At 64.2% G+C, this 12,955-nt stretch carries 8 protein-coding genes and 1 pseudogene; 7 read left to right on the top strand and 2 right to left on the bottom strand.

The genetic code is table 11. The annotated features are described in order from the left end of the window. Positions 1 to 9: 9 nt before the first annotated feature. The 3 genes from P9292_RS07475 to P9292_RS07465 are packed head-to-tail and all read left to right on the top strand — an operon-like array spanning position 10 to position 4,078. The gene (locus tag P9292_RS07475) at positions 10 to 1,698 is read left to right on the top strand and encodes a GMC family oxidoreductase N-terminal domain-containing protein (RefSeq protein ID WP_309958457.1); all 1,689 of its coding nucleotides are present in this window, start codon (positions 10 to 12) and stop codon (positions 1,696 to 1,698) included. Between the two features lie 28 nt (positions 1,699 to 1,726). Continuing rightward, a complete protein-coding gene (locus P9292_RS07470) occupies positions 1,727 to 2,647 on the top strand; it encodes a TauD/TfdA family dioxygenase (protein WP_309958456.1) in 921 nt (306 codons plus the stop codon). 9 nt (positions 2,648 to 2,656) lie between these two features. Then, positions 2,657 to 4,078, top strand: a complete 1,422-nt coding sequence (locus tag P9292_RS07465; RefSeq protein WP_250494326.1) for an aldehyde dehydrogenase family protein — start codon at positions 2,657 to 2,659, stop codon at positions 4,076 to 4,078. Between the two features lie 70 nt (positions 4,079 to 4,148). Here the strand turns inward: P9292_RS07465 and P9292_RS07460 are convergent, their stop codons facing one another. Together P9292_RS07460 and P9292_RS07455 are read right to left on the bottom strand one after the other, a co-directional pair. Continuing rightward, positions 4,149 to 4,514 carry a BON domain-containing protein gene (locus P9292_RS07460; RefSeq protein ID WP_309847914.1) on the bottom strand — a complete coding sequence of 122 codons (366 nt, stop codon included), beginning with the start codon at positions 4,512 to 4,514 and terminating at the stop codon, positions 4,149 to 4,151. A 45-nt stretch (positions 4,515 to 4,559) separates the two neighbouring features. Then, positions 4,560 to 5,723: a porin gene (locus tag P9292_RS07455; RefSeq protein WP_309847916.1), complete on the bottom strand. Its 1,164-nt coding sequence runs from the start codon at positions 5,721 to 5,723 to the stop codon at positions 4,560 to 4,562. A gap of 382 nt (positions 5,724 to 6,105) precedes the next feature. Between P9292_RS07455 and P9292_RS07450 the strand changes: the two genes are divergently transcribed. From P9292_RS07450 to P9292_RS07435, 4 genes and pseudogenes are all read left to right on the top strand, one after another. After that, positions 6,106 to 6,699, top strand: a complete 594-nt coding sequence (locus P9292_RS07450) for a DUF2889 domain-containing protein (RefSeq protein WP_309958455.1) — start codon at positions 6,106 to 6,108, stop codon at positions 6,697 to 6,699. Positions 6,700 to 6,834: 135 nt separating this feature from the next. Next, positions 6,835 to 9,675: a LuxR C-terminal-related transcriptional regulator gene (locus tag P9292_RS07445; RefSeq protein ID WP_250468192.1), complete on the top strand. Its 2,841-nt coding sequence runs from the start codon at positions 6,835 to 6,837 to the stop codon at positions 9,673 to 9,675. A gap of 176 nt (positions 9,676 to 9,851) precedes the next feature. Then, positions 9,852 to 11,743: pseudogene (locus tag P9292_RS07440) on the top strand (feruloyl-CoA synthase). A 44-nt stretch (positions 11,744 to 11,787) separates the two neighbouring features. After that, positions 11,788 to 12,927 (top strand): acyl-CoA dehydrogenase family protein, encoded by a 1,140-nt coding sequence (locus tag P9292_RS07435; protein WP_309958454.1) that lies wholly within the window; start codon positions 11,788 to 11,790, stop codon positions 12,925 to 12,927. The last annotated feature ends 28 nt before the right edge of the window (positions 12,928 to 12,955 follow it).

Below are 12,955 nucleotides of genomic sequence, written 5' to 3'. Positions count from 1 at the left end.
AACCGAGCCATGAACAGACCTGAGAGAAACCAGCAGCCCGATACGAGCGCTGCGGAGTATGACTACATCGTCGTGGGCGCGGGATCGGCCGGTTGTGCGGTGGCGGCCAGACTGGCCGAAGATCCGTCGGTGAGCGTCGCGCTTCTCGAAGCCGGTCCCCATGACCACCACCTGAGCGTATGGGCGCCTATCGGCCTTGCAGCCACGGTGCGCAAGCACGGTCCGCGCAACTACGCCTACTACTCCGAGAATCAGCCCGGTCTCGGCGGTCGCCCCTCCTTCCAGCCGCGTGGCCGGGGACTCGGCGGCAGTTCGTCGATCAACGGCATGGTGTACATCCGCGGGCACCGCTGCGACTACGACGCGTGGGCAAAGCTCGGCTGCACCGGCTGGAGCTACGACGACGTACTGCCCTATTTCCGTCGCAGCGAATGCAACCAGCGCTTCCTCGACGACAGCGGCGATCCCTGGCACGGCGGCACCGGCCCTCTGCACGTCAGCGACCTGCGCACGCCCAATCCGTTCTCCCGGCGTTTCGTCGCGGCCGCGTTGCAGGCCGGCTATCGCCCAAACGACGATTTCAACGGCGCGGAGCAGGAAGGCGCAGGGCTCTACCAGGTCACGCAATGGAATGGCGAACGGTGGAATGCCGCGCGCGCGTATCTGCATCGTGGCGACAAGCGCGACCCGAGCTTCAGCGGAGGCCGGCCGAATCTTGCCGTGCTCACCGACGCCCAGGCGCTTCGTCTCGTCTTTAAGGGCAAGCGTGCAAGTGGCATTCACGTCGTGCGCGCGGGCGTCGAGCAAACCTTGCGGGCCCGCCGCGAGATCGTGCTCGCTTGCGGCGCGTTCAACTCGCCACAACTGCTGATGGCCTCCGGCATTGGTCCGGCCCAACATCTACGCAGCGTAGGCATCGACGTGATTCACGACCTGCCCGGCGTCGGCGAAAACCTGCAGGACCATCTCGACGTCATCGTCAACAAGCAGGTGAAGTCGACGGACCTCTATGGCTATTCAGCCGGCGGCTTTCTGCGTCTCATGTCCGAGATCGTGCGATACCGGCGCAACCGCACGGGCATGGTCAGCTCCAACTTCGCCGAAGCGGGTGCGTTCGTCAAGACGCGTCACGACCTTGCCGTGCCCGACGTGCAACTGGCCTTCGTGCTGGCGCTGCTCGGCGATCGCAACAAAACAAAGCGCTCGAAGCTCGGACATGGCTATTCCTGTCATGCATACGTCCTGCGGCCCGAGAGCCGCGGTCATGTCCGTCTGCGCACGGCCGACATGCGCGATGCTCCGTCGATCGACCCGCGCTTTCTCTCCGCCGAAGCGGACATGGACGCGCTCGTTGCGGGCGTCAAAATCGTGCGCCGCATCTATGCGCAACCCGCTCTGGCCGATGCAGGCGGCAAAGAAATGCTCACCGACGACTTCGGACCCGACGGCTCGAACGAAGACGCGATCCGTGCGTTCGTGCGCAGTCAGGCCGACAGCGTCTATCACCCGGTCGGCACCTGCAAGATGGGCATCGACACGCAGGCGGTCGTCGATCCAAGCCTGCGCGTGCGCGGCATCGACGGTCTGCGCGTGGCGGACGCGTCGATCATGCCGACGCTCATCGGCGGCAACACGAACGCGCCGGCCATCATGATCGGCGAAAAGGCGGCGGACTTGATCCGCGCCGCAAACAGATAGATTCGGACAGCTTCAAATGGAGCATCACATGCAAGCAATCGAAACCGCACCCGCGTTCAACACAACGCACGCCGTACCCGAGAGATGGCCCTTCGCGGTGGAGCGTCACACGCCGACGATCGGCGCGACGATCGAAGGCGTCGACCTGCGCGATCCGCTCGACGACGACACCTGTCTCGCCTTGCGCCGCGCGCTGCTCGAATACAAGGTCCTGTTTTTCCGCGATCAGGACATCACGCCGTCCCAACATGTGGCGCTGGCGCGGCGCTTCGGCGAACTGGAGATCCACCCGGCGTTTCCGCATCACCCGGAGCATCCCGAATTGGTGATCCTCGGGCGCAACGAAACGCGCCGTGGACGCGAAAACATCTACCACTCGGATGTATCGTGGCGTGACATTCCGTCCATGGGTTCGATGCTGCGCTGCGTGCAATGCCCGGACGTGGGCGGCGACACGATCTGGATCAACATGGTCGCGGCCTATGCGAACCTTCCCGAGGAGATCAAGGCACGCATCGCTCATCTCGAAGCCGTCCACGACATTCTGCCGCTGTTCGGCACGGCGTTGCCGAAGGACCAGCATCCCGTCATGCGCCAGAAGTTTCCGCCGGTCACGCATCCGGTGGTGCGCGTGCACCCGGAAACCGGCGAGAAGGTTCTCTACGTCAATGAGGCCTTTACCACGCATCTATCGAACTATGGGCACGTGACGGCTCAGGCTTATCGCGTCGGCTTCGACTACAAGCTCGCCGAGATGGATCTGCTGCAATACCTGTTCCGTCAAGCTCAGGCGCCCGAATACCAGGTTCGTCTGAAGTGGAGGCCCAACACGATCGCCTTTTGGGACAACCGCGCCTGTCAGCACTATGCCGTGCAGGACTACTTCCCCGCGCCGCGCCATATGATGCGCGCCACGGTAATCGGCGACCGTCCGGTCGGCATAGCCTGAGGAGACGGCATGACAATATTGAACACGTTCTACATCGGCGGCGCGTGGGTCGAACCGTGCGCCGGCAGCACGCTGATGGATATCGTCGATCCCGTCACCGAGGAGCCAACCGGCAAGCTCGCGATGGGCACGGCAGCCGATGCCGACCGCGCCGTGGCCGCGGCACGCGCTGCGTTCCCGGCGTGGTCAGCGACGAGCCGCGAGGAACGCATCGCCTTGCTCGAACGGGTGATCGAAAGGTATCGCGCCCGTCTCGACGATCTTGCCGACGCCGTGCGCCGCGAGATCGGCGCGCCCATCGCACTGTGCAGGCACTTGCAGGCGCCGATCGGCCTCGCGCAGCTTCAGGCGGCGCTGGAAACCCTGCGTCATTTCGAATTCGAGACGAATCACGGCAAGAGCGATGTACGCCGCGAAGCGATCGGCGTTGCCGCACTCATCACCCCGTGGAACTGGCCTCTGAACCAGATCACCGCCAAGGTCGCGCCTGCGCTCGCGGCGGGCTGCACCATCGTGTTGAAGCCTTCCGAGATCGCCCCGTTCGACGCCGTCGTTTTCGCGGAAATCATGCATGAAGCGGGCGCGCCGGCAGGCGTCTTCAACATGATCTTCGGCGAAGGACGGGTCGTGGGCGAGCATTTGTCCGCGCATCGCGACGTGGACATGGTGTCGATCACCGGTTCGACGCGCGCTGGCATCGAAGTCGCCATGAGCGCCGCGCCGACAGTCAAGCGAGTCGCTCAGGAGCTTGGCGGCAAGTCGCCGCTCCTGATCCTCGACGACGCCGACCTCAAGGCCGCAGTGACGAGCGGCGTCGCACAATGCATGGCCAACTCGGGGCAGACGTGTGTCGCGCCCACCCGCATGCTGGTGCCGCGCGACCGTTACGAAGAGGCCGTGACGATTGCCGCCGCCGTTGCCAACGCAGTGACGGTTGGCGACCCGGCCGATCCGGCCACGAAGATGGGACCGATCTCCAACCGTGCCCAGTATGACAAAGTGCAGCGAATGATTCGCACCGGGCTCGAAGAAGGCGCGCGGCTCGCGGCGGGCGGCGTGGGCCGGCCGGAAGGCATCTCGCGAGGTTTCTATGCGCGCCCCACCGTCTTTGCCGATGTTCACAACGGCATGAAGATCGCGCGTGAAGAGATTTTCGGCCCTGTGCTGGTGTTGATCGCCTACGACGATGAGGAAGAAGCCATCGCTATCGCCAACGACACGGACTTCGGGCTTGCGGGTTATATCGCCACCGGCGATGCACAACGGGCCCGGCGCATCGCAACGCGGCTGCGCGTGGGATCGGTGCGGATCAATGGCGCCATGATGGACATCACCGTGCCCTTCGGCGGCTATAAAACTTCCGGCAACGGGCGCGAATGCGGAGCGGAAGGGCTGGCCGAGTTTCTGGAATGCAAGTCGGTCACTGCCTGACGGAACACGTGAATCGGTGAAAAGAAAGGCCTGCAGCACGAGGCCTTTCTCATGGCGTCGCGAAGCGCCCTCAAATCGTGGACAAGGTCAGCGCGTTCTTCACTGACTTCACGCCCTCCACGCCTTCGGCCACTTGAGTGGCCAGTCCGATCTGCGCCTCTTCCGGTACGGTGCCTTCCAGTATCACCGCCCCTTCAGACGCGCGAACCGTGATGCTGGCCACCCGCAGCCCCCGAGTTTTGCTGAGTGCGCGGAGCACGCTCTTTTGCAACGCCCGGTCGGCCGCCTTGCTGGCTGCTTTGCTTGCCTTCGCATCCGATGCCGGCACGGAGGACGCGGCATAACTACTCTGAGCATGCGCGCCGGAAGACCCGCCTATGGAAGCCGCCAGCATGAAAGCAGCGCCGACGAGCCGCATCGCTTTAATCGATTGCATCAGGATTTCCTTTCTCTCTTTGGTTGTCGTGAACGAACCCCATCGTCAGAAACGATGTGTCATGCCAACGAGTCCCAGAACTTGTTTCGAGCCGCTGACGACTCCCGCCACGCCGGGCCAGCTCATGTTTGCGCTGCCGTTGTTCTTCACGTACCCGGCGCGCATATAAAAACTGGTGCGTTTCGAAATGTTGTGGTCGACGCCGACCTCGACACCGAGGCTATTGTCGTGAACGCCGCGCACGACGCGTTGAATGCCCGCAAGTTCAACGGTATCGAAAGGCGTGGCCTGAATCGTCGCGCCCAGCTCCATGATGCTGTACGAATGCACCAGAGTCCCGAGCGGCAGGCTCACCGCGGGCGTCACTGTTACCAGCGCGCCATCGGGCACATCCTTGGGGCGGTTGTAGGAATAGTTGAACTGGAAGTTCACGATGCCCAGCCGATACGCCAGCGCCCCGGTGAAATGTTCGGTCGCCATCAACGGGAACGATGTCAAGAGGGAAGGCGCGGCAGGCACCAGCGGCGCGGTCTCGTTCGAGCCGTGCTGATACTGATAGCCGACGCCCGCGTAAAAGCCGTAACCGGAATAGCTCGCGGCCAGGTCGAGCATGTTGCCTGAAGTGACGGTCACTGGCTGGGTCGTGGCAGACGCCAGCGCGTACATCGCATAGAGGTGAACGCCGCTCAGGTCCGGCGAGAGATAAACGATCGAACTGCTGGTTCGCCCGGACACGTACTGGGTCGCGAGAGTGGCGCGATCGGTGGCGCCGGCGAGATCGGCTGCGGCCAGCGGCGACAACGCTTCGTTGCCGCGGAACGGGTCCGTGAAATACACCGCCCAGAAGCTGGGCTGATATTGACGCCCGAAGCTCAACTGGCCGTAGGTGTCGTGCTTCAATCCCACCCAGGACTGCCGGTAGAACATGGCGGTGCTGTCGGCGAAGTAAGTGCCGTTATTCGTGTTGTACCCGCTCTCGACATCGAACACCGCCTTCAGCCCGTTGCCGAGGTCTTCCGAACCCTTCAGGCCGACCAGCGAACCTGTCGACCCGCCGCTTCGCTCGGCATATGAATGCCGTCCACCGTTATCCAGATACTGTACGAATACGTCCGCGACGCCGTACAGGGTCACGCTCGACTGCGCGGAAGCCGCCCCGGCGGCGAGCATCAAAACAGCCCCGAATACAGGTCTGATCCTGAAACGCATGCATGTCTCCCTTTGTTGTTTTGAATCCGGTGAACATGAGCAATGCCAAGGTGTGTCGACCGTGGCCAGCCAACACGCATCGAGCCGATGCCGCGGATCGCCACGTCGGCGCGCGGGCCCAAGATCGACGTCTCTGTTGTCGCGAGTCAATATTGCGGGGACCGCCGGACGGAACCACTACCCGAACCGAGGGGGGACGGGAATACCCCGAGCGAGGCAAGGGCGAGCGGCACTCGACGCCTACCCGAAAGAGGGGGCGGCAAAAGCGCGCCGCGCCGTTACGCTCGACAGAACCGGTCATCAGCGTGCCGATGCCCCCGGGCATTGGTTCTTGCATGACCCATGCGTTGATCTGCTGCACTTATCCTTGAGCGAGGTGGCAATGTCCGCGATCCGATCCATGCCCGTCACGCGGCGGCCTGTGCATACCCGACGCATCGAGTGTGCGGGTTATGAAAGAAGCGACGGCCTGTTCGATATTGAAGGCCACATGATCGACACCAAGGCCGACGACGCCAATCTGATCTTCAAGGTCGTGCCTGGCTCGCCAATTCACGACATGCGTATCGTCGTGACCGTCGACAGCAGGCTCGTGATCCATCGCATAGAGGCTCGCACCGAGGCCGCGCCAAGCCGCTATTGCGCGGAGATCAACGCGGCCTACGCGTGCCTCGCGGGCGTGGCAATCGGCGCGGGATTCATGAAGGAAGTAAGACGCCGCCTTGCCGGGACAAGCGGTTGCACGCATCTGAGCGAACTGCTCGGGCCAATTGCGACGACCGCTATCCAGACGCTCATAGGCTTGCGCGCCAGCGGAAAGGTCCGTCAAGAGCAGTCCGACCAAGCCGACATGCCAATGCTCGATACCTGCCATGCGTGGCGCGCGGACGGCGAGGTCGTGCGTTTCGTCTCCCGGCGCAAGCGCGAGCGCGAAGCTTCTCGGATTGCTCCTTCACGCGCCGGTAAAACATCGTAGTAGCACGATCTCGACCGCCCCGCCCCGGCGTGAAAATCCGCCACTAGCGCTGCGCTACAATAAGCCGGTCATCATTTTGTCTTCTGGCGGGCGCCGCTCAGGCGCCTAACCGGAACGCGCAAGGCGCAGGTCAGCATGCCGCAGAATTCTCCTTTCGAGGACCGTCCGCTCTCGCGCCGCCTGCAAAACGGCAGGATCGAACCCAACACCGAATCCCGTCTGGTCGCACCGCGCGGCGCCGCACGCATCGTTGCGCGCGAGCGCTTGCTCGCCCGGTTGCTCGACGCGCGCCGCAGTCGTTGCGTGATTCTTCAAGGTCCCGCCGGTTGCGGCAAAACGAGTGTCGTGATTGCGTGGCGCGAGGCCTTGCTGTCGCTCAGTTTCGACATCGCGTGGCTCACCCTCGCACCGGAAGACAACGACCTCGCCCACTTTTTCGATTGCCTCGTCGCCAGCCTCGCGCACGTCGACCCCGCCATCTCCCGCGAAGCCGGGCTGCTGGGCGGTCGTGGACTGGATGACGAAGCCGTCGAACGCACCGTCATCGCGCTCGTGCGCGGCATCGCCGGTCATCCCGGAGACGTCGTGCTGGTGCTCGACGACCTGCATCATCTCGCCAACGCACGCAGTCACGAAGCGTTGCAGTGGCTCCTCGATTACGCGCCGCCCAACCTTCACCTCGTGCTCGTTTCGCGTGGCAGCGTGCCACTCTCGCTTGGCCGGACGCGCGACGAGGGACTCGTGCTCGAACTGGACATGCGCGATCTTCGCTTCACCGCTGCGGAATCCGAACAATTCCTGAGAGAGCAGCTCGGTGAAATCAATCCGCGAGATGCCCGCTACACGCATGAGCAGACGGATGGCTGGGTCGCCGGCCTGCAACTGTGCGCGATGCGCTTGAAAAAGAGAAAACCAGGCGCGGCGGATATCGCCGGGGCCGATCTCTCGACGCACGGTAGGCTTCAGGACGCGCGCGGCCTTACCGAGTACTTCGAGCGGGAAGTGTTGTCGCGCCTTGCGCTCGCCGAGGTCGAGTTGCTGATTCGAATTTCGGCCTGCACGCTGTTTTGCGCGCCGCTGTGTATTGCCTTGCTCGGAGACGAACAGACAGCGGGCGAAGTGCGCGTGCGGCTGGCGAGACTTGAAAGCGACAACCTCTTCATTGCGCCGATCGAAAGCGCGGGCAGCGAAACGTGGTATCGGCTCAACCCGCTCTTTCGCGAGACCCTGCTGGAACGCTTTCAGGCGCGCAGCGAAGTGCATCGACGTGCCGTGCATCGGGCGGCATGGACCTGGTTTCGCGATCACGATCATCCCGACGAGGCGGTGCGCCACGCATTGCTCGCGGGCGAAGCGGCCGCCGCGGCCGATCTCGTCCAGCGCGTTGCCCGCACCATGCAGGTCGCCGGGAAACTGCGCAAGCTCGTCGGGCTCATGCGGCTGCTCCCATGCGTCGAGGTTCAGGCTCGCATCGGTCTGCGGCTTCTGATGGCGCATCTGCATCTGTATGCGCGCGAATTCGGCGCCTGCGCGGCGGCCATCGCGCGACTGCACGACGACATTCCTTTCGCCGACACTCAATCGCGCTACCGCCTGGCTCTTTTGCGCACGGCGCTCGCCGTGCAACGCGACGACCCCGACGCCGCCGCCTTGATGTTGCCGCAACTGCTGGACATTCCCACCGACGCGGACAGTCTCGCGACGGGCGCGCGCACCAACCTGCTCTCGTGGATCCACATGCGCCACGGCGCGTACGAAGAGGCGCGGCGCGTGCAGACGCAGTCGGCGCAACTGCTCTTCGAAGGCGCACCGCTTTCCGGCACGCCAGCGGGCGCGCTGAACGGCCGCTGCATGATCGGATTCAGCCATGCGCTGGAAGGCAGGTTCGTACAGGTCGAGCGCATTGCCCGCGACGTACTCTGCAAGGCCGACAGACTCGGCAGTGCGGCCGCCGAAGCCGCATGTTTCGCCGCCGCGTTGCTGGCCGAAGCGCTCTACGAGTTCGGCGAACCCGGCGCCGCGCGCAAGCTGCTTGAAGAGCGTATCGACGTGCTGGAGCGTGTCTCCATCCCCGACTCCGTGCTGCGCGTGTTCACCGTGCTTTCGGCGGTGCACTGGACGACCGGGCATCGGCTGAACGCGTTCGCATACCTCGAACGGCTTGAACGATACGCGACGCAACACGGCCTCGTGCGGCTCGTCGCTCATGCCGTGGCAGAACAGACGCGGCGTCATCTGTCATGCGGACAGTTCGACGCGGCGCAAGCGGGACTGACCCGCCTCGACACGATGGCCGCGCACAGCGACGCCGCCCCTTCCACGACCGTCGCGGAGATTCGGGCGATGGCGGCACGCGGGCAGATCGACTGGTGCATGGCGCACGAAGACTGGGAAAGCGCGGCACTGCGTCTGCAATCGCTCATTCCGTTTTACGAAGCGCACGGCTGGCAGCGGCACGTTGCCTGTCTGCAAATGCAGTCGGCATTGGTCGATGAGCGGCGCGGCCGACCGGACGCGGCGCGCGTGGCCGTGCTGGCCGCATTGCGGCGCGGACACCGGCTCGGTCTCATACGCAGTTTGCTCGATACAGACCCCGGCGCCCTCGATCTCATCACTCATGTCGAGCAGAGTGAACCGCACGATCCCGTGCTTTCCTTTTACGTGGACCGATTGCATGCCGCGCAACAAGGCGCGCCGCGCAGCGGTGCCAAGCCGGCCGCGCGGCTCAACAACGCGGGCGGGAGCATCGACACGTTGAGCGAACGCGAAACGCGCGTGGTTGGATTGCTGGCGCACGCGCTGCCGAATAAAAAAATCGCGCGCACGCTCGGCATTTCGCCCGAAACCGTCAAGTGGCATCTGAAGAACATCTACGGGAAGCTCGGCGTGGCAAGCCGCGACGAAGCGGTCGCCCGCGTGCGCGATCTCGAACTGAGCAACGCGACGCTGGGCAGCGCCGCCAGTGGAGCAGGCTGACGAGCCCTGACTCGTTCTTGCGCAGCCACGCCACCCGCCTTGGGTGGTTCCGTCGCAGCCGCAACGCACTATCCTTCGATTCAAGGGGTAGTGCGTAATCATTGCGCACACAAAACTCCACGAAATAACGCCGGTGCGCGCCGCGGTGCGCACTGAAGCCAAGGAGACAGGCGTAAATGAGTACGCTGATGGATGACGTATCTGCAGTAGCGCCTTATCGTCCCGTGCGTTTCCCGGAGCGCCTGCCGCACATCGAGCACCGTCCCGACGGCACGCTTATCCTCAGTTCGGCGAGCGCGCCGCCGGTCATTGCCGAGCGCAGCTTTGCCGCGTTCATTCCCGCGTGGGCCGAGCGTCGCGGCGATGACACGGCATTCGCCGAGCGCGATGCAACGGGCGCATGGCGCACCATTAGCTGGCGCGAACTGTGGGTACAAGTCCAGACGGTTGCCGCCGCGCTGCTCGAAATGGGACTGGGTCAGCAGCGTCCCGTGATCCTGCTATCAGGCAATTCGATCGAGCAGGCGGTATTGCTGCTCGCGGCCGAATACGTCGGCATTCCGAGTGCGCCGGTGTCGCCTGCTTATTCGCTCGTCAGCCGGGACTTCGCGCGTCTCAAAGGCGTGCTGCGAATGGTTCCGCCCGCCACGGTGTTCGTGCAAGATGCGGCGCAGTTCGCGCGCGCGCTTGCCGCTCTCGCCGCTTCGGGCGTCGCGGGCACATCGATCATCACCGTGCGCAACGCCGCGCCCGGCCACCGCACCTGGGCCGACTTGCTCGCCAGCGGATTGACGCACGCGCGCAGCGCCGCCGTCGCGGCAGCGCATGCATCGATCGACGGCGCCCACACCGTTCGCGTGCTGTTCACCTCGGGCTCGACCGGTGTTCCGAAGGGCGTGCCGCTCACCTACGGCAACTTCAGGGCAGTCGCGTCCTACTACGCCGACAACCTCGGCTGGCTGCTGGAATCGCCACCGGTCTTTCTCGACTGGCTGCCCTGGCATCACGGTCTGGGCGGCGTGCTCAATCTCGGCCGTTCGATCCAGTTCGGCGCGACCCACTATATCGACGACGGCCGGCCGCTTCCGGGCCTGATCGAGCGCACGGTTCGCAATCTGCGCGACGTCTCGCCCACCGTGTTCACGAGCGTTCCCTCGGCGTGGGCCGTACTGGCGGGCGAACTCGAACGTGACCCCGTGCTCGCGCGGAGCCTGTTCGCCGACGTCCAGTATTTCGGCTATGGCGGGGCCAGCCTTCCCGCCGACGTGTGGAATCGCATCCAGCGCGTCGCCGTCGATACCATCGGCCGGCGCATCGTCTTTTTCGACCGGTCTCGCCTGCACGGAAACGAGCGGCATGGGCACCTATTGTGGCTGGCCGTCGAAAGACCTCGGTAACATCGGCGGCCCGGTTCCCGGCTCCGAAGTGAAGCTGGTGCCGCTCGACGGCGGCGACGGACGCTACGAGATCCGCATGCGCGGCGCGAATGTCTTCGGCGGCTATCTCGACAATCCGGAACTGAGCGCGGCCGCGTTCGATTCAGAAGGCTTCTTCCGCCTCGGCGATGCCGTCCGTCTGGCCAATCCGGAAGATGCGGGCGAAGGCCTGCTCTTCGCCGGCCGCGTGGTCGAAGACTTCAAGCTCACCAACGGCACCTGGGTACGCACGGGCGCCGTCCGTCTCGGTCTGCTCGAACTGTGCGCCCCGCTCATTTCGGACGCGGTGATATGCGGTCACGATCACGACTATCTCACCGCGCTTGCATGGCCGAATGTGGCCGCCTGCAAACGGCTCGCCCCCGAGCTTGCCGAACTGGACGCGGAAGCGCTCGCCCGGCATCCGCTCGTGGTGGCCGCGCTGCGCGAACGCCTCGTCACTCAGCGAGGCGGTGGCGCCAGCCGCACCATCGAACGCGTGATGCTGATGGCGGAACCGCCTTCCATCGACGCCAACGAGATCGCCGAAAAAGGCTACGTCAATCAGGCCGTCACCCGCGCGCGGCGCGCTCATCTGATCGAGCCGCTCTTTCACGCCGAGCCTGGCCGCGCATATCGCCTGCGCACGGTAAGCCTCACACCCGGATCAGGCGGATCTTTTCTCAGGAACTTAGTCATGCACATTACTCGAACCGTCTTCCGCGACGATCACGAAATGCTGCGCACCAGCGTGCGCCGCTTTCTCGAACGGGAATGCGTTCCGAAACAGGCCGAATGGGACAAGACCGGCCGCGTCGATCGCGAAACCTGGCTGAAGGCGGGCCGTGAAGGACTGCTGTGCCTGACGCTGCCAGCCGAATACGGCGGCGGCGGCGGCGATTTCGGGCATGCGGCCGTGCTTAACGAAGAAGTGAATCGCGCGGGCCTGAGCGGGCTGGGCTTCGGCGTTCACTCGGACGTCATCGCGCCTTATATCGCACGCATCGGCAGCGAAGAGCAAAAGCAGAAGTGGCTCCCCAAAGTCTGCTCGGGCGAGGCAATTCTCGCCATCGCAATGACCGAACCGGGTACTGGCAGCGACCTCAAGTCCGTGCGGACGAGCGCCGTGCGCGATGGCGACGAGTACGTCATCAACGGCAGCAAGACCTTCATCAGCAATGGTCTGAATGCCGACCTGATCATCGTGATCTGCAAAACAGACCCGAGCGCGGGTTCGAAGGGCGTGAGCCTAATCGTAGTCGAGGCAACTCGTCCGGGATTTCGCCGTGGCCGCAAGCTCGACAAGGTCGGCATGCACGGGCAGGACACCGCCGAGTTGTTCTTCGACGACGTGCGCGTTCCGGTCGCCAACCGTCTCGGCGAGGAAGGTCAGGGCTTTGCCTACCTGATGGGTAAACTGCCGCAGGAGCGTTTGTCCATCGCCATCGGCGCGGCGGCGAAGCTCGAAGCCTGTCTCGAACATACGCTGAACTATGTGAAGGACCGCCGCGCCTTCAATCAGACCGTATGGGACTTCCAGAACACGAAGTTCAAGCTTGCCGACATCAAGGCCCAGGCCACGGCCGTGCGCCTGATGGTCGATCACTATCTGGCCGAGCACGTGCGCCGTCGCCTGACGCCCGAAGAAGCCGCCATCGCCAAGCTCTACGCCACCGAGACTCTTGGCAAGGCGCTCGACGAGATGGTGCAGCTTCACGGCGGCTACGGCTACATGCTCGAGTACCCCGTCGCACGCGCCTTCGCCGATGCGCGCGTGAACCGCATTTATGGCGGCACGAGCGAGGTCATGCGCGACCTCATCTCCCGCAAGCTGTAAGTCGAACCTTCTTTTCCACGGAGCAGTG

Origin of the sequence: Caballeronia sp. LZ001, from assembly GCF_031450875.1 — a bacterium.
Classification (GTDB): domain Bacteria; phylum Pseudomonadota; class Gammaproteobacteria; order Burkholderiales; family Burkholderiaceae; genus Caballeronia.
Note: the sequence above shows the minus strand (reverse complement) of the source record. Positions and strands in the feature narration are given on the sequence as shown.